Source organism: Thioclava sp. F42-5, assembly GCF_002213195.1.
Classification (GTDB): domain Bacteria; phylum Pseudomonadota; class Alphaproteobacteria; order Rhodobacterales; family Rhodobacteraceae; genus Thioclava; species Thioclava nitratireducens.
Map to the genome: position 1 here is coordinate 538,617 of NZ_NBNZ01000001.1, position 25,578 is coordinate 564,194.

At 64.8% G+C, this 25,578-nt stretch carries 3 protein-coding genes (1 of these 3 cut by a window edge); all 3 read right to left on the reverse strand.

The window, feature by feature from the left end:
* Positions 1-20,350: the 5' portion of a matrixin family metalloprotease gene (locus B6V74_RS02450; RefSeq protein ID WP_146694508.1), read on the reverse strand. Its footprint begins 17,894 nt before the window's first position; only the first 20,350 of its 38,244 coding nucleotides appear in the window; it begins with the start codon at positions 20,348-20,350; its stop codon lies off the left edge, out of view.
* Between the two features lie 337 nt (positions 20,351-20,687).
* A complete protein-coding gene (locus B6V74_RS02455) occupies positions 20,688-24,101 on the reverse strand; it encodes an error-prone DNA polymerase (protein ID WP_088721868.1) in 3,414 nt (1,137 codons plus the stop codon).
* Positions 24,098-25,576 carry a DNA polymerase Y family protein gene (locus tag B6V74_RS02460; protein WP_088721869.1) on the reverse strand — a complete coding sequence of 493 codons (1,479 nt, stop codon included), beginning with the start codon at positions 25,574-25,576 and terminating at the stop codon, positions 24,098-24,100. Before B6V74_RS02460 ends, B6V74_RS02455 begins: the two co-directional genes overlap by 4 nt.
* Positions 25,577-25,578 lie beyond the last annotated feature (2 nt).

Here is a 25,578-nt window from a genome sequence, read left to right on the forward strand (position 1 = left end):
AGAGCGTCACCGAGCCGCTGATCTGGACCACGAAATAGGCGCCCGCGGATTTCCTCGTATCCGGCGTGTTCTGGCCCAGGATCGGCGGACGGTCGAAAATCTCGAAGGTCGTCGGCACGTTTGCGGGCAGGAACGGCACGAGCGCGTCGGGCACATCGAAGACCTGGTTGATGCCGGTGGTGTTGAAGAGCACGATCACCTCGGCCTCGAAACGGAAGATATCCGCCGCGATATTGCCGAAGCTGCCGGCATTGTTCGCCGCAGCCGTGCCGCTGCCGCCGTCGACATCGCCCACACTCAGTTCGAGCGACAGGCTGCCCGCGACACCGAAGGCGCTGCCCGGGGCGGTGCCGAAGTCGATGATAAGCAGACCGACCGCCTGACCAGAAATCACGTTGAAGACATTGGCGCCGGCCGCGACGAAGACCTCGACCCGGTCTTGCGAAATCTTCAGGTAGAAGGCGCCGGTCAGCTCGGCATAGACGTTGACGCCCGTGTCGACATCCGGGTCGTTCGCGTTCTGATCGGTTAGCTTGATCGCGCCGCCGATATAGAAGACGACCGAGTTGCGCGACAACTCGTAGGTCTGGTCTTCGGAATGCAGCGTCGCGGTGCCGTCGAGGCTTTCGATGAAGTAGATCGACCCGCCGTCGGTGATCCGCCAGCGCGACTGGGTGTTCAGTTCGCGCACCAGTTCGATCTTGGCTTCCGAGCTGAGCGTGACGCCGAACTGGGCGAAGGTCGTGCGCACTTCCGTGCTTATCGCCTGCTTCTGGTAGAAGCCTTCGTTGGCCTGGCTCGGCAGCGCGCCGAGATCCGCCACGGCCACCGTGTCATCACCGCCAGCGGTGCGCTCAAGCTGATCGCCGAGGATGCCTTCGAGCGACAGGGTCTCGACCTTGTCCTCGCCCGACATGTTGATCATCAGGGTCGCGTTGCCCTTGATCCAGACGCCGTATTCGTTGAGCGCTTCGAAGTTCGGCTGGATGGTGGCCACGCCCCAGAACTGCGGCAGGCCGCTCGACAGGCCGCCCGTTTCCAGCACGAAGCGCGCCGCGGCAGAGCCGATATTGCCGAGCTTGTAGACCTCGATCGTGCCCGAGGCTTCGAGCGCGAAGCGGAAGACCTTGGAGCCGTCGGCCTTGATGTAATCGCCGAAGGTCAGTTCGGCCTGCGCGCGCAGCTCTACGAGCGGCTCGTCGACGATGCCCGCCGAATTCAGGGTGATCGAGCCGGAGACGCGGATGAAGAAGACGCGGGTAGTGGCCGGGTCGGCATCGGCGCCGGGCTGGCCGCCTTCCTGCATCTGGTCGATGACGCGGAAGCTCTGCTGGCTTGCGCCGCCTTCGTTGCCCTGCAAGTCGGTCCAGCTGCCCTCGTTGAAGGAGACGGTGACCGTGCCGAGGCCGAATTCGCGCGAGACGTAGTAGCGGAAGGTACCGTCACCCATGTCGGTCGGGGTGATATCCAGCAGGTCGAGATTGGCCCCGCCTGCCCCGCCGAAGGTGAACTCGTCGCCATCGATCGTGGCCGCGTCAATCGCATAGAGCGCGTTGAGGCTCGGATCGCCCAGCGTGTCGAAGGTGATGTCGATATAGGAAGCGGTGTCGGTGGGCTTGATCGAAAGCGTCGTCGGATCGATCGCCTCGGAGGCAGCGGTCCCGTAGTTCCACGCACCCGCCGCATAGGTCAGGGTCAGCACCGCGCCGTCGGCGGCGTCGGCGGTGTCGAAGGTCACAGCGAACTCGCCTGGGGGACCACGGGCTTGGATCCCGGTGATCGTAATCGAGTTGCCGTCGATATCGGTCAGCGTGAAGTCCGTGATCGCAAGGCTGCTATCGGTCAGCGTCTGGCTCGTGCCGAGCGACAGCGCCACATAGGTCGCCGTCGGCGCACTGGCACCCAGACCGATCTTGCCGGTCGTCACCACCAGATCTTCGCTGTTGGTCGCGGTGATCGCCTTGATGGTGCCGCCATCGGTGCCGAGCCAGTCGAAGCTACCCGAGATGAATTCGACTGAGACGTTGTCGTCGAGGTTCGAACCCGCGAAGTCGCCCAGGTACCAGATGCGGAAGATCGGGTTGCCGTTCGCGTCGTCGCCCATGTAGGTCGGCACCTGGCTGTCATCGACTTCGATCGTGTAGCCCGTCGCGCTCAGGATTACCTCGGCGCCCGCATCGGTGATGCTCTCGAGATCGATGCCGGTGGCGTAGCTCGGCAGCTCGAAAGTGACGTCGACGAAACCGCGCTCGTTCAAGGGCGCCTGCCCCACCGAGGCGCCTTGGACCGGGTCGGTCAGGCTCGCACCGAGCTGGACGAGACGGAAGCTCTGGGTCTTCGCGTCGTTGTCGTAAGCGCCCGAGCCGAAGCTGGCCGCGGCGTAATCGACCTGCACGGTGCCCGCGGTGAACTTGCCCGTGAGGAAGTAGCGCACGGTCAGGCCGTCGCCCACGACCAGCGCCGAGGAAACGGTGACGCCATTGGCACCCGCGCCCGAGAAGCTGATCTCGTCGCCCAGAGTGCCGAAGTCGATCTCGTCGCCATAGGTCGGCGTGTAGCGCACGTCGATGAAGGCCACCGAAAGCGTGCTGGCATCGAAGGAGACCGGGCCGGTCGCATCGTCGGCCGTGCCATCGGCGCGCAGAACGGTCGGCTGATCCTCGATCGTCGCGATGCGCGAGATCGTGGTGTTCGCCGCAGCCGCGCCGGTGGTGAAGTAGCGGAAGATATAGTCGCCCGAGGTCGCCTGCGGGTTCAGCCAGACCGGGGCGAGTGTATCGTCGAAGGTGATCGAGCCGCTGCCGCCGAAGGTGAATTCCGGCGCGAGATCGGTGATCGAGCCCACATCGAGCGCGCCGCCGACCGGACGCTCGAAATGCAGGTCGACATAGCCGCGCCCGTTGACGTCACCGAGCCCCGTGCTGCCCTCGTTCGCCGGATCGACCAGATCACCCTGCGGGCCCGAAACGGTGAAGAACAGCGTCTGGACACGGTTCTTGGCCGCATCGCCGAAGCTGTTCGCCGCCAGCGTCACGTCATGGCTGCCGATCCCGAGCGAGCCGTCTGCGAAGACGCGGATCGTGCCGCCCATATCCATCAGCTCGGTGATTGTCAGGCCGGTCACGGTGACGTCGCCGATCGCCAGTTGATCGGTGATGTCTTCGCCGTAAGCCCCGCTCAGTGCGATATCGAAATAGGTGCGGTCGCCCGGCAGGTTGGCGGTGCTATCGGCCGTAGGATAGGTCGAACCGCTCTTGACCACGATAGTCGGAGCGCTTTGCGCTGTCGTCGCAAAGAAGGAGATCGAGGTGATATCCAGCGTCAGCGTGATCGTCTGCGGATAGAGATCGCCGGTGAGCGACGCGGGCTGCGCCGAGTTGGTCTCATCGATGAAGGTCTGCAGCGAGTAGATGAAGGAGATCTTCGTCGGATCATTCGCATCGTTTTGCAGCAGCGCCGGCGCACCCTCGCCCAGTTCGACACGGAAGGTGCCGCCGCTCAGGCGCGAAGTCTCTACCGTGTCGGTCTGCACGGCGAACTCGGCGGCGAGGTCGAGCACCGAAGCCGGGTCGAGCACATAGCCCGCCGGGATATTGGTGAAGGTGATCTCGACCGAACCCTCGGTGATCTCGAGATTGGCCACCACGCCCAGACCGTCTTCGCCGCTCTTGATCTCGGGGTCAGTCGTCGGGTTCGCGCTGTCGGAATAGTGGTAGGACCAACCCTGTTCGACCGCGGAGATGGTGAGATCGCCAAAGGTCTTGCTGCTGTCGAAGCTGCCGGTGAGCCAGTAGCGATAGACCGGGGCCGCGTCGGTGCCGCCCACGCGGACCGGGGCCACACCATCGTCGATCTGCACAGTGCCGAGGCCCGCGCCGCTCAGCGTGAACTCCGCACCGCCATCGGTGATCGAGGCCGCGTCATAAACGAAATCGCTGTCGGGCACGTCCGGGAACTGGATGTCTATATAGTTGCGACCGTTGAGCAGGTTCACGTCGATCGCGGCGCCCGCGCCCGGATCGACCATGATTGCGGTCGCGCCTTCGACGGTGATGACGCTGTCACCGGTGGCGCCTGCATTGCCCGCCGCATCCTTCCATTCGCCGTTGAAGGTGAGCGTGTAGCTGCCCGGCGCGAAGTCGAAATTCGCTGTCGTGATGGCATAGGCGAATTGCGTGATGCCCTCTTTCTTGAGCAGCGCATAGAGTTCGGCGCCATTGCCGGGCAACGCGTGGGCATAATCCGCACTGCCGACGGCGACGATCCGACCATCGGCATCGAGACCGAGCTTCTTCAGGCTCGCCGTGCCGTCGGCGTTCATGAACATAGCGACCGGGTCCGGCGCGTTGGAGATATCGATTGCGGTGTTGGCCGTCGTGCCATCCGCATTACCGGTGCGGGTCAGCGTGAACTCGGCTCCGGGATCGAGGATCGAGGCGTAATCGAGCGAACCGCTGCCCGCCGGATCGAAGGTCACGATGATACGCTGATCGGCATTGGCGAGGTTCACGTCGACGGTGTAGCCGTCGCCGTCCAGCTGATAGGGCGCGCTGAGCGAGGCTTCGGGCTCGACCACCGAGAACACGGCATCGGGCGTGGCGGTGTTGTTCTTGCCGGTCTGGCTGACCCAGGTGTCCGCGGTGAAGCGCACGGTGTAATCGCCGACGGCGAGCTGGTTGTTCGTGAGGTCCGGATCGCTGGTGTCGATGAAGTAACGCACCTTGCCGCCGCCGATCGCGATGGCGCCAAGGAGGTCGATCTCGTCGCCCTCGTCATTGAACAGCTTGAACGGCGCCACACCGTTGGTCGCGATCGCTGCCAGCGTCTCGGCGGTGATCTCGCCACCGATCTCGGCGATGAACTTGATATCGACCCACGGGCCCGCGACAGCCGGGTCGCCGCTATGGATCGAGGTGTCCTCGGGCGCATAGACGGTCTGGTTCGTTGCGGTCTCGGTGTAGGACCAGGACTGGAACAGGAAGGTGTAGGTCACAGAGTTCACATCGCCCGTGCCGGTCAGCCAGAAGCGGAACGTGTCGGCATCGAACTGCGCAGGCGCCTGCGTGTTGTCGAGAGCGAAGTCACCACCCTTGATCTCGAATTCCGGCGTCAGGTCGAAGACCGAAGCGGCGTCCACCGTCGCACCGTTCACCGTCGGGAAGGTGATGTCGATATAGGCGCGCTCGTTGAAGTTGCCGACGCCGGTGACGCCACCATCGCTCGGCCCGTCAAGGCGCTGCGTCGGCGTCGCGGCCTGCTCTTCGACCACGGCGAATTGCGTGGCCTCGCCAAGGATGTCCTTGAAGCCGAACTGCAGCGAACCCTTGATCGTCAGCAGATCCAGCTGATCTGGAATCTTCACAAGCAGAAGGATCGTCGCCTCACCGGACGCGATCTTCGACAGGTTCGCGTAGAGCCGCGCCGAGAGCGACAGGTTGTCGGCGGCGAAGTTGAGTTGGCCGATCACGAGAATCTTGCCGTCGGTCGAGATCTTGATCGTGACCTGGCCGTTGAACACGGCCTGCGAGGTGTAGATCGAATAAAGCTTGGCCGAGCCGGTGATGATCATCGGCGAGGTGAAGGCCGCAGCAAACCCGCCGCCCGCTGCCGAGCCGTTCTGGATCGCGATATACTGGTTCACCACCTGCTGCTGCACCGAGTTCAGCCAGTCATCGACCGAGACGTTCAGCGGGAGCGCGAAATCGGGACCGTTGAGCTCTTCGGGATCGGTGATGTCGGGCAGCGACTTGAAGAAGTCCACCCCGCCGGTGAAGTCGTTGATCGCGAGGCCCGAATTCGGCTCAAGCAGGATACCGCCCGGCACCGAACCCGAGACCAGCACGCCCAGCGGGCCCAGTTCCGACAGCGCGAAGCGGATGGTGAAGCCGCCCAGGCCCGAGAACGAGAAGCCCGCCTCGACCCCGATGAAGAAGATGCGATCTTTCACCGGGCTCGTCAGGTCAAAGGTGGAGAGCACCTGATTGCCGTCGCCGATCCGAATGATGCCGCCGATCAGCGCCCCCTCGATTTCGCCGCCGAACGCGTTGCCGCCGATCTTCACGCCGATCGAGTCTATGCCGATTATCGGGAATTTGCCGTCCAGCAGAAGGCCCACATCGATGCGGATACCCTCGACCGTGCCCTCGAAGGTCAGCCCGTCATAGCCCTGCAGCCCGGTGATCGAGGCCGAGAGGGTCAGGACGAAATCGCTCGGGTCGGCCTGGATGTCGGGCCATTGCACGCCGATCTCGGTGATCTTGATCGGCAGCCAGCTCGGCCATTTGAAGTTCGCCCCGGAGGCGCCGCCCACGCCGATGAAGACGCCGAAGCCCTGCTTGGTGACGAAAGTGCCGTCGCCGAGGAAGGCGAACTGCCGCGCCTCGCCCGAGAGGTTCAGCGAACCGATCTTCAGTTCCGCGCCGATCGACACGAAGCTGATCAGCTCCTCGTCATCGGCTGCCCCGGTGTCGAGCGACAGGCCCACCCCCTTCAGCTTGAGGGCCGAGCCGATATTGATCTCGAAGGTGTCGAGCTCGAAGATGAAGCCGTCGACCACGCCGTCGGTGAAGGTCAGGCCAGCTTTCAGCGCGAGCGTGTCGTTCACATCCTCGCCCGAGACGCGGTCGGTGACCTTGGCGTTGATCGCCTTGCCCGGCGCGAAGGTCGCCCCGCCAGAGCCGACATAGATCGTGCCGTCGAAAGTCACCTCTTGACCGAAGATCAACGAAAAGTCGGTGACGCCGATGCGCAGATCGTCGAATTCGAGGATCGAGCCGAACTTGATCTTGCCGGTAGCACCATCGGTGCGCTGGACCGCGCCCGTGCCGGTGCCTGAGCCCGCGCCGGTGCCCGAATAGATGATCTCGCCGCGCCCGATGCGGAAGCCGTTGTCGTAGATCGTGAGGCCGCGCACGCCCTCATAGGTGGTGATCTGGCCCGCGATGCCGAATTTCGGGAAGGTGACCTTGATCGTGTCGATCTTGATGATCTCCTGCCCCGCGCCCTCCGGCGTGCCCGCGACCGGAGTTTCGGGCGCGGTCCAAGAGGGATCGTATTCGACTTTGATGCGGTCGGCCTCGAAGAGGACCACATCAGGGATCGAGCCCGTCAGCTTATCGGCGGTGATCGACCATTTGCCGGTGAGCGAGACGACCGGATCGTCGCCGCCGCCCGAGATCACGCCCATCACATCGATGCCGATATCGAACTTCACCAGCAGGTTGGTCAGGGTGATCTGGGTGCCGCCGCTATTGGTCTGGGTGCCATCGGCATTCTGGGTCGCGGTGCCACCGAAGGCGAGCGAAGCGCTTTCCGCTCCGACCGAGATCGTCAGGACCAGCAGACCGTCCTTGAAGCCGAGCTTCGCAAGACCGACCTCCGGCGCGAGGATCGAGACCGGACCGACCTTGATCGGGGTCGCAGCCTCGGCCGCCGGCAGTTCCTGCACCTTGAAGATCTGCACATAGGCGGTGGTCTTCGCGGGCGACGCGACCGAGCCGTTCTCGCCGCCGAACCAGTAGACGACATCGTCGGAGGTGCTGTCCAGATTGGCGCCGCGATCGGTGTATTTCCAGGTGCCGGTGATGAACTCGACCTGCACATCGCCCACGTTGAAGGCCGGGTTCGCCTGCGAGGTCGAGGTCGAGGTCGGCGTGCCGACAACACCCGTGCCGGTGGCGGTCGCGGCAGGCGGCTCGGCGAAGACGTAATAGCGATAGGTCGTCTTGCCGATCTTCTCGACCGTGTAGGTGCCGTTGGTGTTCGTCAGCAGATTAACGTTCGACGCGCCGCCCGTGCGCACGAAGCGGATCTCGTCGCCATTGATCGAGCTTCCATCGAGGATCTCGCCATTGGGCAGCACGAAGGTGACGTCGATATATCCCTTCGAGTTCAGCATCGACTTGTCGATCACCGCGCCATTGAAGGGCGAGGCCAGCTCGATCGAAGGCGCGGCGGTGATCGTGGTCAAATCCTGCGGATCGGTCGCCGGGTTCGCCGCGGGCGCATTCTGAACCGGCGTCTTGCGGATCGTGAAGCGTTCGTATTCGGCGGCGCTCTGGGCCCCGGCGGCATCGCGCCAGGAGTTGGCGAGGAACTGCACCTCATAGGTGGTGTTCGCGGACAGGCTCACAGGCGTGGTGATCTGGTAGCGATAGGTCGGGCGCGCCGTGCCTTCGACCAGCACCCCTGCCCCATCGACCGTGATCGCCGCCGTCGTGTCGCCGTAGCGTGCGGTGATCGTGAATTCCGGGTCGATATCGGTGATCGAGTCCGGGTCGATGCCCAGCGGATAGGCCGGGTAGGCATCCGCGTCCAGACGGTTGGTGTTGTAGAAAGTGACGTCGATATAGGTGAAGCCGTCGAGATTGATGATCTGGCCATTGAGCGGCGAGGCAATATCGGCGGTCAGCGGGCGCAGGTTCGTCGTCGGCGTCACCGAGACGGTCTCGCCAAAGAGCGTGTAGCCCGTCACCCGCATATCGGTCAGCTGGAAGCCGGTCGCGCCGCCGAAGCTGAACTGGGCCGCGCCTTCGATGCCGAAGCTGTCGGCTCCCGGCGGCGTCACGGTGATCGAGGTCTCGGGCGCATCGACCGAGATCCGGCCATCGGGCGTCTTGTTGAACAGAACGTCGTTGGAGCTGATCACCAGCAGATCGCCGGTCTCGGCCACGCCGAAGCTGATCTCGACCGAGCCCTTCACGCGCTCCATCTGCGGGGCGACGAAGGTGATCGCGACCGGAGTGGCCGAGGTGCCGCCTTCGAGCAGCGGGAAGCCGGTCACGTTGGTCGAGAAGGCGGTGCCCGACGTGTTGAGCCACACTTCGACCGTGCCCGAGATATTGAGTCCCGGAATGCCCAGCGCCTGAACCTCGCCCTTCGCATAGACCGCGAATTTGCGGTTGGCGGAGGTGCCGAATTCGAAGATCGCGATCGTGGTGTTCGAGATTAGCAGGCCGATATCGTCATTGGGGTCGTTCGGGTCGCCCGCATCGCCGAGGAAGATCGAGATGTTACGCCCAATCTTGCCGCTGGTCGCGCCCGCAGGCAGTTCGGCCGGGAGAATGTCGCTCAGGCTGCCTTCGATGGTGAAGTAAGGCTCGTAGCTCAGCTTCACCTCGGCCAGCGCGATCTGGTTCACATTGGCTTGGCCGCGGAAGTCGAGAATGTAGGTCGCATCGCCCACATCGACCTCTTCGTAGATGTCGGTGCGCGACGTGGTGTTGATGCGGATGATCGCGCTGGCCGAGGCCGAGAAGCCCGCCGCCGAGCCTTGCGCGCTCGCCTCGATCTGCGCGGCGATGCCGTTCTGCGACAGGGTGGCCGAGCCCGAATAGATCAGGATCACGCCCTTCGCGTCTTGGATGGTGAAGCCGTCGCCATTCGAGTCCGTATAGCCGCCCGAGACCCCGGTGAAGGCGATGGTCATGCGCTTGGTCTGGTTCGGCGCAACCCCGGTCGTCAGCTGCGAGAACATCAGCGTGCCGCTCAGGCTGATCTCGGGGGCGTTGCCCACGTCGATCGTGCCGTCTTTGTCGTTATCAGTCGCGTTGAAGTCGACAGAGAAGGCGGCGTTCTCGACTTCGACCCGCAGGAACTGCCCGCGCGGCAGGTCGAGCACATTGTTGTTCCCGAAGTCGACATAGACCGCCTGAATGGAGGTGTTGATCTCGAGCGTCGCCGTCGTGCCATTGCCGATCTGATAGGCATTGGTGCCGTCGTCGAACGCGATATCGGGAAGCGTAACCGAGAAGCTGCCAGCCATGCCCTGCGGCATCAGATAGAGCAGCGCGTCGCCGGTGAATTCATAATCGCCGAATGTCAGGGTGATGTGGGTTAGCGAGATTTTCGAGTAGACCGCGCCCGTCGCGCTGGTGGTCTTTTCGAAGGACAGATCGCCGGAGAAGGCAAAGTCGGCATCGTCTGCGCTGGTGGGCGTATCGCCCGAGAGGTTCACGAGAAGCTCGATCCCCGATCCCACCGGATCTCCATAAGCCGAGACCGAGAGGAAAGTGCCCTTGTAGCTGAGGTCGTAGAACGCCTGCAGCGGGGTCATATCTGCAAAGGCCGTGGCACCGGGGTCGAGGCCCGTCACCTCCGTAAAGTCGAAGCCCGTGAGGATCGTCTGGGCGCCCGCTCCTGCGGTGCCCGACTTGCCTTGGTTGAGCTTGAGCTCGACGCCGCTCGCACTGATCGCGACGCCCGGAATACCGGCAAGCGCCACCTCTGCGATCGAAGCGTAGAGCGCGGTGTATTTCTCGCCGCCCACCACCGCGACGCCATTGGCATCGACCTGGCTCAGCATGGCGAGGCGGAAGGAGAAGTTGGTCAGGACCAGACCCTGTGCCCCCGAAGTATCGGCCATCGGCTGCACGACCGGGGTGGCGCCCGAGGTATCGACCTCGAAATACGGCCCGCCGGTGCCGACAAAGGCGCTGATGCCATCGCCCGAGATTTCGGTCGCAGCGAAAGTCTTCTGGTTCGGCGCCGTGCCGACGGTCAGGGTCGCGCCCTTCTGGAAGGCCACCTGCCCCGCGAGGAAGACGTAATCCTCGAAGCCCAGCACGACGAAGCCGGACGCTGCAAGGATCGCGCCATTGGCATCGAGCGTCACGGTATCGGTGTCGCTCACCTTCACGTCGAAACCGCCGCCATCGAAGCTCGCAAGGTTCAGCGCTTCCTTGGCCTGCGTGCTCAGAAGTTTGCCCTGGTTCAGCTCGACCTCGAGCCCGTAGCCCGAGAGCGTCACGCCGTCGACGCCCACCAACTCGACCGTGCCGCCCGCCTTCAGCGCCATGTACGAAGCCGCCGCCGGATCGGTCGCGGCCAGCGCCACGCCATTTGCGTCGACCGTCTTGAACATGGCGAGCGCGAGATAAGCATCGGTGATCTTCAGGCCGACCGCATCGCCCTGATCGCCGAAGGCCTTGGTCAGGTCGTAGCCGGTGCCGACGAAAATGTTTACATGCTGTGCGCCGACCGTCACCGCCTTGAGATTGCGGCTCGTGCTCGTGCCCGCGACGAGGGCGGAATAAATCTCGCTCGACTGGGTGAAGGCGAACTCGCCCTGGATGAAGACATAGGAGTCGAAGCCGATGGTCAGGGAGCCCGACACTTCCAGCGTCGCCACGGTCAGTTCGTCGAAGGTGATCGTCTCGGCGCCGACCGTGATGTCCCAGGTGCCGCCCACCCCGCCATAGGTGAAGTCGAGCGTATTGTAGGGCGTCGTCTCGTTGCCGCCGCGGTTCATGATCAGCGTGAGCGAGCCATCGACCGTGACATTGTCGACGCCGATCAACGAGGCCCCGCCCGTCGCCTTCACGACCATCCAGCTCTTGAGCGGAGTGGCTGTCGGGTTCGCCGGATCGAGCGGCATTTCCTTGACGATATGCAGGCCCATGCGCTGCAGCGAGAGCGCGACGCCCGTCGCATCGGAGGTGGCATCGACTTCGCCATTGGTGATCGTCGGCGTGCCGACCCCGGCGAAGACCACGGCATCCGAGATACCGATCGACAGCACCGAAGCCTCGAAGGAGGTGGTCGAACCGACCATGCGGGCTGCGACCTTGTCGGTCTTGGTCAGCGTGATCTGGCCTTCGATATGGACGAAGTCCTCGATCACGATCGTCGCACCCGCGAAGAGCGAGAAGCCCGACTGGCTCATATCGAGGACCGTGTCAGTGGTCGCCGGGTCGACGTCATTGCCATTCGTCGCGGCGAGCAGGTCCTGACCGGTGATGCCGGTGTCGCCATCGGTCCATTCGGTCGAGTCGAGATTGATCGACTGGCCCCAGTCGAGCACGCCGATCACGCCGGTCGCATCATTGGCCTTGTTCATCTCGAGCGACAGCGTGTCGAGCGTGATATCCACCAGATCGACCCCGGTCAGCGAGGCCGAGGCGATATCGGCCTTGAGCGCGGTGAAGGCGCGGGTGTCGGTGAGCGGATTGGCCGCCTTGATCGAGGCGAGCAGGATATCGGCGCTTTCGATGGTGATGCCGGGACCGTCCGGGATGCCGATGAAGAACTTGGCCTCGTAATCCGCCGGAGCGTCGCCGCCATTTGCAGCCTCGTCCGCAGGATTAATGCTCAGGCTGATCCGGGTCAGCACCGCATCGTTCATGTCGGTCGCGATATCGAAGGTGCCATCGTGGTTCACGTCCACATCGACGATATCCTGCGACAGAGTGAACTTCGCGCCCACATCGACGAAACCGAAGGCGTTGAGCGTCAGGTAGCCCACGACCTGCGTGCGGTCGGCGCTGGCGTCGAACGTGGCCACCTCGTCATTCGGGCCATAGGTGAACGTGACAGCGGCGGGCGGATCGTTCGCGGGATCCCCCTGCGCGGGCGTGCCGTCCAGATCGATCGAGTTCCAGTCGAAGAAGGTGGTGATACCGTTCCCGGCAGGCTTCGTTGCGTAATAGTCGAGCGAGAAGGCGTTGACCGTCAGCTCCATTCCCTCGGGCAGACCGGCGAGCGTGCCGCCCTGGATATTGCCCAGTACCGCCGTCGCCGAAGGCGTGGCGGTCACGGGCAGCGTGCTGTTCGCAGGCGGGGTCGCCTTGATGAGCGCGAGCGCGATATCGGCGGAAGCCACCGACAGGCCTACACCGCCGGGCTGGCCGACGAAGAGGTCCTGCACATGCAGGCCGATCAGCATGAGGCTCGCGTTTTCGAGACCCGCATTGGTGCTATCCAGCTCTGCCTCGATCTGGTTGCGCATCACGATGTCGAAGGTGGCCGAGCCGGTGACGAAGCCGAAGATATCCAAATCCAGACCGCCCGAGATCACCAGATCCGTGCCGTCTTCGGGCGCAACCGCGTCGACGCCCAGATCCTGAATGATCGGCGCCCAGTCGAGTTGGTCGCTATTGGTGGCGTCGCGCCCGTTCACCGTGAAGTCGAGCGAGGTCACCGTCAGGTCCAGCCCCTGCGGCAGGCCGCGCGGCGAGATCGTGTCGGCATGGGCGGACATCGCGGTCCAGCTGCGCGCGACGGCGCTCGGGTTTGCGACCAGATCGACCACCTCGGTCACCGAGATCAGGTCGAAGGCGAGCCCTTCGGCCGCGAAGCCCGTGCCCGCATTGGCGACCGCGTCGACCCGGTCGAATTCGTCATAGGTGAACTCGCCGTCCGCGCCCACGAAGACATAGGCGCCGTCGATCGAGAAGGAGAAGGCCTTGGCGCTGATCGTGCCGCCCTGCGGATCGTCGACGGTGAGATCGCGGATCACACCCGACATACCGCCCGCCAGCAGGATCGCCCCTTCGATCTGCAATTCGACATAGGCGCCGAACTCGATCCCGAAGCCCGCGTCGAGATTGGTGATATCGGCCAGCGCGTTGATCTGATCGACGCCGGTCGCGCCCCAGTCGAGCTTGTTTCCGTCCGCATCGGCGCCGTTCATCGCGAAGTAGAGATCCTTCACCGTCGCGGTCAGCGGCAGGCCCTGCAGACCCAGTTGATCGACGCGCAGCGACAGGGCCATCCAGCTGCGGGCCACGGCGGGCGAGGTCACGGTGGCCGGGTCTTCTGACACCATCACCAGCTCGATCGAGCCGCCCTGCGCCACGAAGCCCATACCCTGATCGGGATCGATCGTGCCATCATTCTTGAGCGCACCGTCCACACCGGCGAAGAAGTTCAGATCGCTCAAGGTGAAGATCAGAACCTTCGCCCCGGTCAGCGTGCCATCCGCATCGATGCCGGTGGCGACCGCCACATCGGCCAGCAGGCTCTTGATCGAGAAGGTGCCCGTCGCGATCACGACGCCTGCCACGTTCAGCTCCGACACCGTGCCGGTCACCGACAGGATCGCGGTCGCGTCATAGCCATCCGTGCTGTCGGTGATTGTCAGGCCCAGATCGAGGCCCTTCCAGTTCATCACCGAGTTGTTGGCCGCGTTCAGCGGGTCGGTGTAGCCGAAGTTGGCTTCGACCGCGACATCCGAGATTTTCAGCGTGAAGCCTGCGAGGCCGGTCACGCCGACGCTGTCCGAGGTCACGAGGATTGCCGACCAACTTTTGACCGTGCGGGTCTCGACCACACCTGTCGTCAGCGGGTTGTCGGCAGTCTGGGTGACCGAGGCGAACTCGATGCCCACATTGTTCGCATAGATGCCAGTACCCTCGGTCGTGCTCACATCCGTGATCTTGCCATCGGAGCGGGTGAAGACACCGCCCTGCCCCGCGAAGAAATAGCCGCCTGTCAGCGCGAAGGTCATCACCGAGGCGCCCTCGACGATCAGCCCGTTGCCGTCGTCGAGCGTCTCGGTCAGGATCTGGCCCGCCATCGTGCCCGCGACGGTCACGAAGCCGTCGACGGTGAACTCGACATAGCCACCGAAGGCGATGTTGAAGCTCGCGACCATCTCGGTGACGTCGAACAGATCGCCCGAGTGGAGGTCGCCGATCTCGGTGACACCGGTCGCGGCCCAGTCGATCCGCTCGCCATTCACCGCATCAGGGCCGTTGAAGCCGAAATAGAGGTCGTGGCCCTGCACGGTGACCGTGTTCGGCAGCCCCTGCAGACGCACCGTGGCTACGTCGAGCGCAACTGCGGTCCAGCTGCGCGGCACTGCCGGGAGGGTCACGCCTGCCGGATCTTCCTTCACCAGCACCAGTTGCAGCGAGGCGTTCTCGGCCACGAAGCCGGTGCCCTGATCGGGATCGATCGTGCCGTCGGACAGAAGCGCCCCACCGACACCTGCGAAGAGGTTCAGATCGGACAGGGTGAAGATCAGGATATTCGCACCCAGCACGGTCTCGGTCGTCATGCCCGAGGGCACTGTGATGTCGCTCGTGAAGCTCTTGATGCCGAAGGTACCCGAGGCGACGATCACGCCCGCCACGTTCAGCTCCGTCACGGTGCCGGAGACCGAGAAGCCATCGGCGCGGGTCAGACCATCGGTGGCATCGGCGAGGCTCAGCATGTCGAGCCCGGTGACTGCACCCAGCGACGCCCAGTTCAGGAAGGTGCCGTCGATGGCCGCGAAATTCCCGTCGACCGCGAGGTCCGCGAGGGTGATCCGGAAGGCGTCGATGCCGCGCAGGCCGAGGCTCGCGACGGTGACGCGCAAGGCGGTCCAGCCGATGGTGACGGTCTCATCATCCCATTGCGTGGTCGCGTCGTTGTCGTTGGTCGCCGCATTATCGGTCAGCACGCCGAGGCGGGTCACCTGCGCGAATTCCAAGGCATCGCCCGCCGTCATCGAAGCATAAATGCCGGTGCCCTGATCGAGCAGCCCGGTCACCTCGTTCGTGGTCGCATCACGATCGAATGCGCCGCCCGCACCGACGAATATCTGCGCGCCGGTGATCTTGAAGCTGGTGATATCTGCGGCGGTCAGGGTGATCTCGCCGTCGTTGATATCGGCGGTCGAGATCGAGCCTTTGACCGTGCCATAGACCAGCACGAAGCCGTCGAGCGCCAGATCGAGCGTGCCGCCGAAGGCGATGCCGGTATCGGCATTGATCTGAGCAATCCCGGGGTTCTCGGTTGCGTCGACAATGGCCGACCAATCCAGCTTGGTCGCGCCGACCGAGGCCGTGTTCATGCGGAAGTAGAGCCCGGTGACCCCGAGCGCAAATTCTGTGGGCAGTCCGCGCATCCCGACGTAATCGACCGAGAGCGACAGCGCGCTCCAGCTCTTGGGCGTAGCGGTGCCGACTTGCTCTTTCACGACGATAAGCTCGAGCGTGCCGCCCGAGGCAAGGAAGCCGGTGCCCTGATCGGCAATCGCGGTGGGCGCATTGGCGTCATCGAAGGCACCGCCGACACCGGCGAAGAAATTCACATTCGTCAGGGTCAGCCGCGTGACCTGCGCATTGGTGATCGCCGCTTGGATGGTGTCGTCGATCGTCTCGGTCGAGGCCGAGAAGTTGAAGGTGGCGAGCGCGAAGACCGTCTCGGAAATCTCGACGGACAGCGTACCAGACACGGCCAGCTGATCACCCGGGCCCAGATCGCCAAGCGCCGTGGTCACGTCGGTATCGTTCACGGTCGACCAGTCGAGGCGCGGGCCGGTCAGCGCCGTCGTCGAGTTCGAGGCCAGTGCCATGCCCGACAGCTTGATCTGAACCGCGTCGATGCCCTTGGCCTCCAGCGCGCTCAACGAGCCGATCACCCCGGTGTATTTCACGCCGGTCGTCGTGTCGGTCAGCAGGCCAAGCGCAAGATCACCACCCGCCGCATAGAGACCCGCAGCATCGCTCGCGAGGGCGAGAGTGGTCGTGCCGGTCGCCTCATCCGTTGTGGTGGACGCGCCCGTGCCCGCGAAGAACTCGACATCGCTGAGCATCACGAAGGTCAGCTTGCCCGCGGTGATATCGAGCAGATCGAGCGTCTCGGTGCTGCCCGCCTGCGCGGTCACGTCGATCGCCTTCAGCCCGAAGCCCGCGCGCAGATAGACGAAATCGGCCACCGCCAGCGTCAGCTTGCCCGAGACCGCAAGGCTTACCGTGTCGGTCACCTCTTCGAGGCCGGACAGGCTCGACCAGTCGAGAGTGGAGAGGGTGTTATCGCTGACCGAGTTGTAGAGCACTTTCAGGCTCGCAAGGTCCAGCGTCACGCCTTCGACATTCACCAGACCGAGGCTCGCGAGGCTCGCCGACACGCCGGTATAGCTGATCGGGGTCGGGTCGGTGGTGGTCAGGATGCCGATGTAGAAATTGCCGCCCATCGCCGAGAAGCCGATGGCATTCGTGGTGTCGAGCCCGCTTGCGCCGATGGTTGCGCCCGAGCCCGCGAAGAGGTCCAGATCGGTAAGCGTGATGTAGAGCAGATCTCCGGTGACGCCGCCGACCGAGGTGCCCGCGGTCTTCTCGACCGAGAAGCCGCCGGTCAGCAGCACGGTGTCCGAGATGTTCAGCTCGTCGATGGTCGCGCCGATGAAGAAGCGCTCGGTATTGTCGAAGCCGTCCGTGGCGTCGGTCAGCGCAAGCGTCGTGCCCAGATCGAGCCCCTTCCAGGTCATCACCGTCGGGTTCATCCCGCCCTTGGTATCGGGCGCATTCACTTCGACCACGAAATCGCTGACCGCAAGCGTGAAGCCCGGAATGCCCGCGACTTCCACCGTGCCGACATGTAGCTTGATCGCGCTCCAGGCGTTCAGAACGGCGCCGGTCGTGCCATCGACATTCTTCACCGAGGCGAATTCGAACAGCACGCCTTCCGCGCCGAAGCCGGTGCCGACCAGCTTGCTGTCGCCATCGCGGGTCAGCCCGTTGACCTTGCCGTCGATATCGGTGGTGAAGCTGCCGCCGCTGCCCACGAAGATGTAGCCGTTCGCCAGTGCGAAGGTCATCACCTGCGCATCGGTCAGATCGGTACCAAGCGGATTATCCGCCGCGGCGATTGTCTGCTTCGTCACCGTGATCGCGATATCGCCTGCGAGCAGGACGGTGCTCTTGATCGCGAAGACCGCGCGCACATCGATCGTGAAGCCCGAGAAGGTGCTGTCGAAGCTGAAGCTCGGCCCACCGACCTGCGTCCAGTCGAACGCCATGCTGGCATAGGTCACGTCGAGCGCATCGACGGTCGCGGTCACGTTGCTGATCCCGTGCAGCGTCGCCGAGGTCGAGAGTTCCAGCGCGGTGACCTTCTGGCCTAGGTTCGCCCCAGCCGAGGTCACGGTGAACATGGCCAGGGTGAGATTGAGCGTCGGGATTTCGAAGCCGGTGGCATTGGTCAGGTCGTAGCTGCCGCCCGAGACTTCGGCGCCGACTCCCGCGAAGAGGCGCCCGCCGATGATCGAGAGGGTGAAGTAATCGCCATCCTCGGACGCACCATTGAAGGTCACGCCGGTCTTGGCGGAGCTTTCCAGGGCGAAGGTGCCGCTGACATAGACCGCGTCATTCACAATCAGCGTCGCGGTGGCTTCGACCTTGGTGAGCGCACCGTTCAGCGTCAGCCCGGCATCGCTCAGCGCGCCTTGATCCCAATTCAGCGGGGTAGCGACGCCCGACGCGGTGTTCACTTGCACCGCGACATTGCTCACCTCGGCGGTCAGCCCGGTAATGCCGACCGGGGTCGCGTTGGCAAAGGAGAAGTCGATGCCGGTATAGGTGGTGCCGCCCGCGCTCAGCACCGCGAACGTGCCGGTGAAGCCGGTGACCGAGAAACCGAAGGCGTTGGTTGTGTCGACGGTGACCGGGCCGCTCGTGTCGAAGACCGCGCCGGTGCCCGCGAAGAATTTGACCGCGTCGAAGCCGAAGACCATCAGATCGCCGATCGTGTCGGTCGCGCCGGTCAGGCCGCTGACGATAGTTTTGGTGAAGCTGAACCCGCCCGCGATCAGAACCTCGCCGCCGATGGCCAGCGTCACGTTGCCCGACACTTTCGCGAGCGGCGCGGTCGCGCCCGTCGCTACGCTGTCGATCTCGGAGACGACGAGCTTGGCGCTCAGCGTATCGTTGGGGTCGGTCAGTTGCGAGGTCACCAGTTCCAGCGTGCCGTTCGAGAGCGTTGCGGTCACGCCGTCGACATTCACCAGACCCAGCGCATCGACCGCGCCATTGGCGATCACCCACTGGCGGCCCGTCGCGGTCTCGCGGATCATCTTGACCGAGAAGCTGAGGTTGTCGACCGCGAAGCCGACCGAGCTGTTGGGCTGGCCGCGGGTGAAGTAGCCGTTCGCACCGCTGCCCGCGAAGAACGAGCCGCTGGTGAGCGCGATGGTGGTGACCTCGAGACCGCCGGTGACGGCGGTCGTCGTGCCGGTGCCCACTTCGTAGAGCACACCGTCGAGTCCGGTATTGGTGGTATAGCCAATCGGCGCGCCGACGCCGTCACTGGTCGCGAGGCTCACGAAATCGCCGACCGAGATTTCCATCAGCCCGGCATCGCCCGCGAAGCCTGCAGTGACGAAGCCCGGCCCGTCGATCGCGAAGGCATCGGCATCGGTGCCACCCTCGAGACGCTCGACCCCAGTGAAGGTGATGGTGAGGCCGTTCCAGCTCAGCGACCCTTCGTTGATGCCGGTGATCGTCCAGACCGTCGCGGCATCCGGCCCCTCGATCGTGTCGCTGAGGCCGGCCCCTGCCGCGATCGAGGTGATCGGGGCGCCGGACGTGCCATAGGTCGTGCCGTTGACGGTGACGGTGCCGTCGAGGTTCACGGTGTAGGTCAGGTTGCTGTCGGCGGTGCCGTCGAGCGCGCCACCCGCTTCCGAGATCGCGCCTGCGACCGGAGCGCCGAGGCTCGGGGCCGCGTCGGGAAGACCGATGCGCTCGCCGGTGCCGAGCGTCGCGCTCATCACCGCAGCGTCCGCATTATGGTCTAGGCCGAGTGCGTGGCCGATCTCGTGAAGCAGAACCGTGTAGAGGTCGACGCCCTCGGAGGCCGCACCGTCCGTCGCCACCAGACGGTCGCCTGCGAGCAGATCGAATTCGGAGCTGTCGGCGGGCGTCGCGTCGATGAACCAACCGGCCCCGGCAGCGTCGGCGTCGATCTCGATCAGCGTGCCGGTGATACGGGCGAGTGCGCCGTCCTCGAGATCGGTGATGGTGAAGGTGAGTTGCGACAGGATCGCCGCGTCGGTGCGGCTGGCCCACTGAGCGAGGGCTTCCTGGAAGATCGGGGCGACCTGAGCCTCGGTGATATCCGCAGCGCCGGTATCGGTGCTGTCCGCGGTGGCGTCGAGAAGCAGATATTGCGGCTCTGCGCCCTCGTCAGCCGGGCTATCCCCTTGATTTTCGCTGGTATCGTCGGAGCCAGCAGTGACAGACCCGGCGTCCGGATTGTCAGTGTTTTCGTTATTTTCCAGTGCATTAGAGTTCGCATCCGGGGGGCCGGTCGCCTCGTGACCCGTCAGGTCCGCCACGGAACTGCCAATCGGGTCCTGCCCTGCATGGGGCATATCTTCCAGCCACGACAGCGCCGATTCCAGCAGCTGCTGCACCTGAACGGCAGTCAGGAAACCGCCGGAATGAAGCTGGTCCGCTGCCGTTTCCAGCAGCGCTGCAGCCTGTTCGCGTGCCGGTTCGGCGACCGCTTCGAGCGGTGCCACTTCCGGCTCATGCGCCCAATCCTCGGGCCAGGCCACATCGCTTTGCGGGCCTTCCTCGGGATCGTGATCGGCTGCCAATTCGTCCTGCTGATGCAGGTCATCGACGGTCTGAACTAGGGCGGAAAGCCCTTCGATCGGGTCGATTTGATGTGCGGTCGCCGCAACGCGGGCCAATTCGCCGAACACCGGGTCCGCCGAGAGCAAAAGCCGCGGCTCGAGGGCCTCGATGCGGTAATTTTCTTCGCGGTGAAGGGTGTTATCGGCTTCGTGGAGCGCGCCTTCATTGGCCAGACCGACGTCATCCTGCACGTCGGAGCGGGTCCGACGCAGGAATTTGGTCACACTGGTCAAGCCGAACAAAGACAAGACGCGCCTGAAGCTCACCGGTTTCGGCAAGCTCCCTCCCAAAGTTGCGATATGAACGCGGTTCCGCCTTCTGACGAAATTTTGTTCTCTTTTAGGCTGAACCTACGCAGAAATATTGCAACGGAAATAGTATCCACAGGACGCGAAAGCCGATCATTTTGAAATATCTTCAAATGCTTACGCGCATTACCCTGCGTCAACAATCAAACTTATCCACAAGACTTTCCTGACGTAGCGGGAACAATTGCGTTCAAAGCGAGGCGAATCGCCGCAGCGGGAAATGTGTCGCGCGGTGGCCGATAGAGACCGGATTTCAGTGGAAATCCCGGCTCGGGAAAAGTCGTTTCGCCTGCTCTCGCGGATGACGTGCGGTGGTCTGCGGACGGGGTCTGGGGGCGTCATCCGCTTGGGGTGCGGTGAGGCCCAGAACGTCGTCGAGCGGGTGCCCCAGATCGGCCAGTCGCGGGGAGAGATCCTCGATCTTTTCGGCGATCAGATGGACCACGGCCCCCTCCCGTTCGAGCCGCCCCGAGACCCGCAGAAGACGCCCGCCCATCACCGCCCGGCGGAACCGTTCATAGAGCTTCGGCCAGACCACGACATTGCTCACGCCAGTCTCGTCTTCCAGCGTGATGAAGATCACGCCGGAAGCCGTTCCGGGGCGCTGGCGGGTGATCACGAGGCCGCAAACCGTGACCCGCTTTTGCGGTGTGCCGATCAATTCGCAATGCGGCGTGAGGCCGGGAATGGCGGGGCGCAGCAGCTCCATCGGGTGGGCGCGGAGGCTCAATCTGAGGGCCACGTAATCCTCCACGACCTCCTCTCCCAGATGCATCGCGGGCAGCTCCACGGCCGGTTCGCGCCCTCCTTCCCCGTCCATCGGATCTGCGAAAAGCGGCAGCGGCGCGGGGGCCCGGATCGCCTTCACGGCCCAAAGCGCATCGCGCCGCGTGAGGCCGATTCCCGCAAATCCATCGGCCTCGGCGAGCCGTTCGAGCACATGTGGAGGCGTGCCCGCGCGCAGCCACAGGCTCTCCGGATCGGGGTAGCCATTGCCCCTGGCTGCGACGATCCAGCCCGCATCCTCCTCGCGAAATCCCTTGATCTGACGAAAGCCCAGACGCAGCGCCAGGGCCCCGTCCGCGCGGCGTTCCAGCGAGCTGTCCCAGCCCGAATGGTTCACGCAAACGGGCCGTACCTCGATCCCATGTTCGCGCGCATCGCGCACGATCTGGGCAGGCGCATAAAAGCCCATCGGCTGCGAGTTCAGCAGCGCGCAGGCGAAGATTGCGGGGTGGTGGCACTTCAGCCAGGAGGAGACATAGGTGAGATGCGCGAAGGCCGCCGCGTGGCTCTCGGGGAAGCCGTATTCGCCGAACCCCTCGATCTGGGAAAAGCAGCGATCGGCGAAATCGGGCGTGTAGCCGCGCGCCAACATTCCCTCCACGAACCGGTCGCGAAAGGTGCCGATCGTGCCCATCTTGCGGAAGGTCGCGAGCGAGCGGCGCAGGCGGTCGGCCTCTTCGGGCGTGAAGCCCGCAGCGACCACCGCGATCTGCATCGCCTGTTCCTGAAACAGCGGCACGCCGAGGGTTTTGCCCAAGACGCCTTCCAGCTCCTTCGAGGGAAAATCGACCTTTTCGCGACCCTGACGGCGGTTGATATAGGGGTGGACCATGCCGCCCTGAATGGGGCCGGGACGGACGATGGCGACCTCGATCACGAGGTCATAGAACGTCTGCGGGCGCATCCTCGGCAGGAAGTTCATCTGCGCCCGGCTCTCCACCTGAAACACCCCCACCGCATCTGCGCGGCACAGCATCTCATAGGTCGGCGCGTCCTCCTGCGGGACGGTGGCGAGCGACATATCGAGCTTCTCGTGCCCCGCCAGCAGCTCGAAGCTCTTGCGGATACAGGTGAGCATCCCGAGGCTGAGAATATCGACCTTCAGGATGCCCAGCGTGTCGATGTCATCCTTGTCCCATTCGATGCAGGTACGCCCCTCCATCGCGGCATTCTCGATCGGACAAAGCGCGTCGAGGCGGCCTTTCGTGATGACGAAGCCACCGACATGCTGGCTGAGATGGCGCGGAAACCCGATGATCTCGCCGATCAGTTTCAGCGTCTGTGACAGCCGCCGATCGGTGGGGTCGAGGCCCAGCTCACCCATCCGCGCGTGGTCCGGCCCCTTACCGGAAATGCCCCAGATCTGGCCCGCGAGGCTCGCCGTGACATCGGCGCTCAGCCCCATCACCTTGCCCACTTCGCGGATCGCGGCGCGGGTGCGGAAATGGATCACGGTCGCGCACAGTCCCGCGCGGTCGCGGCCGTAGCGTTCGTAGATCCACTGGATGACTTCCTCGCGGCGCTCATGCTCGAAATCGACGTCGATATCGGGCGGCTCGCCGCGATATTTCGAGATGAACCGCTCGAAGACCATGCCGATCTGGTCGGGGCTGACATCGGTGATCCCGAGCGCCCAGCAGATGATCGAATTGGCCGCCGAACCGCGCCCCTGACACAGGATGCCGCGGCTGCGGGCGAAGCTCACGATGTCATGGACGGTGAGGAAATAGGCGGCGAAGCCCAGTTCGGAGACGAGGCGGAGTTCCTTCTCCAGCAGGCCTGCGTGCCGCTCCGAAATGCCCCCCGGAGAGCGCCGCGCCAGCCCCTCGCGGGCGAGCCGGTCGAGCCGATCCTGCGCGGGCTCGTTCTGAGCGACCTCGTCGGGATATTCGTAGCTGAGTTCGTCGAGATCGAAGCCGCAGCGCGCCGCGATCTCGCAGCTGCGACGCAGGGCTGCGGGGTGGCGGCGATAAAGCCGCGCCATGTCCTCGGCCCCTTTCAGGCGGCGTTCCGCATTGGGCAGCGCGCGGGTACCAAGCGCGTCGATGGTGCAGCCCTCGCGCAGGCAGGTCAGCACATCGGCCAGCTGCCGGCGCGACCCACGATGCATCAGCACGTCGCCGGTCGCCACCATCGGCGTCGAGGCCCTCAGCGCGAGCGCTGCGCAAGCGTCGAACCAGCGCTGATCCGAGCCGTCATAACGCGGCGGCGCGCCAAGGAAGACCTGCCCCGGATAGCGCCGCCGCATCTCTTGTAGCGGGCGGTAGGCACGGGCCAGATCGGCGGGCGGCAGGGCGATCAGGATCATCCCCGCGCAGCCCTCCAGCAGATCCGCGCGGGTCAGGTGACACTCCCCCTTCCCCGCCCGGCGCTTGCCGCGGGTAAGAAGCTGGCTCAACCGGTGATAGGCCGCGCGGTCGGTAGGCAGCGCCACCCATTCGACCGGGCAATCGCTCAGCACCAGCCGCGCGCCGACGATCAGCTTCGGCAGTTTTGCGGTTGTCGGCCGGGCCAGATCCTGTGGCGAGCCGATGGGCTGGCGAGAGCTTTCGTCGCGCTGCAGTTCCGAGCGGATACGCAGCGCCTCACCGATCTCGCGCTTGAGTTCCTTGAGCGCCGAAAACGCCCGAACCACGCCCGCGAGCGAGTTGCGGTCGGTGATCGCGATGGCCTCCAGCCCCAGTTCGGCGGCGCGCACCATCAGCTCCTCGGGATGCGAGGCCCCGGTGAGGAAAGTGAAGTTGGAGGTGGTGCAAAGCTCGGCATAGGCGAGCGGAATGGCGGGCGTGTTGGCGGTGGTCACGCCCGCCGAGGGGGCGCTGCCCCCGCGCCCGTCGGGCGCCCCCCGGGATATTTCGACCAAGGCGAAGGGAGCGGTCATGCGAAGACCCCCTCGACATACCAGCCGGGATCCTGCGGCGTGTGGAACATCCAGAGCCGCAGCCCCTGCCCGGTCTCGACGCGCCAATAGTCGCGCATCCCGCGCCGCCAGTTCGGATCGTCGAACCACCATTCCGGGGTCAGCCGTTCCGGCCCCTCGATGCGTTCCGCGCTGAGCGACTGGCGGCGCCAGCGGAAGCGGCGCGGCGGATCGGGGGCGTCGGACATGAGCGGCTCCGGCGGGAACAGCCGCAGCGGGCGAGGGTGCGGCTGGTGCCAGTTGCCCTCGGGGTCGGTGAAGGCGGCAGGCGCAATCAGGAAGCTGCGCTCGGGGATATGGCTGTCGGCGGGCAGGTAGCGCTGGACGTTCTCCAGCCCGATGCGCAGCCCGATCCGGGTGATCAGATCGCCCAGCCTGTCGCGCCGCTCGGTGGCGATGGTGCCGATCTGGCGGGCGGGGAGCGCCTCGACCTGCGTGGCCGCGAGGCGCATCTGGTCGATCCCGAAGCCCGCGTCGATATCCTCGATGCCGCGCGCGAAGAGGGCCGCGATCCGGCTGGGGTCGCTGAGCGGGGTGGCCAAGCGCAGCTCGACCTCCTGGCTGGCCTGATCGACGCGGCGCAGGGTAAGGCAGAGCACCCGTGCGCCAACTTCGTTTTCCTTGAGTTTGGCGCAGAGCCGATCGAGCAGCCGTTCGATCCCCGCCATCACATCGGCCTGCTGGCCGATCGGTTCGGGCAGGGTCAGGCGGGTCCCGTAATGGGGCGGATCGGCCACGGGCGAGACCTGTTCGGGCAGATCGCCCAAGGCCTGATCGAGCCGCGCCATCAGCCCCGCGCCAAAACGGCGCACGAGCGGTGCTCGCGGCGTGCGGGTCAGATCGCCGATCTCGCGCAGTCCCAGCCGCTGCAACCCTGTCACCGTCTCATGCGGCAGGCGCAGCGCGGCCACCGGCAGCTTGCCCAGAGCCGAGAGCCGCGCGCCGGGTGGGGCCCGACCGGGCGCGAAATGCGCCAGCGCCCAAGCCGCGCCGCGGGTGTCGGCAAGGCCAAGCCGCGCGGTGATCCGGGCGCGCTCCAGCCGGGCGATCATCTCGGCCATCATCGGCTCTTCACCGCCCCAAAGGTGATCCGAGCCGGTGATGTCGAGCACCAGACCGTCCTCGCCGTCCAAGCCCACCCAAGGGCAATAGCGCGTGGCCCAGCGGCGCAGCGTCTCGAGGAATTGCGCCTCGCGGGCGGGATCGGCAGGCGCGGTCTGCAGCGTGGGGCAGAAGGCGCGGGCCTCGGACAGCGCCATGCCGCGCGCCAGCCCCTGCCCCTCGGCCGCGGCGTTCAAGCAGTGCAGCCGGTCGGCATTGCCCTCGCGCAGGACCAGCGCGAAGGGCCCCTCGATGGGCCGTGCCCGAAGAACCCGGTCGCTCGCCAGCCGGGGAAACCAGAGAGTGAGAATACGCCGTGTGCGCCCGTCGAGCATGT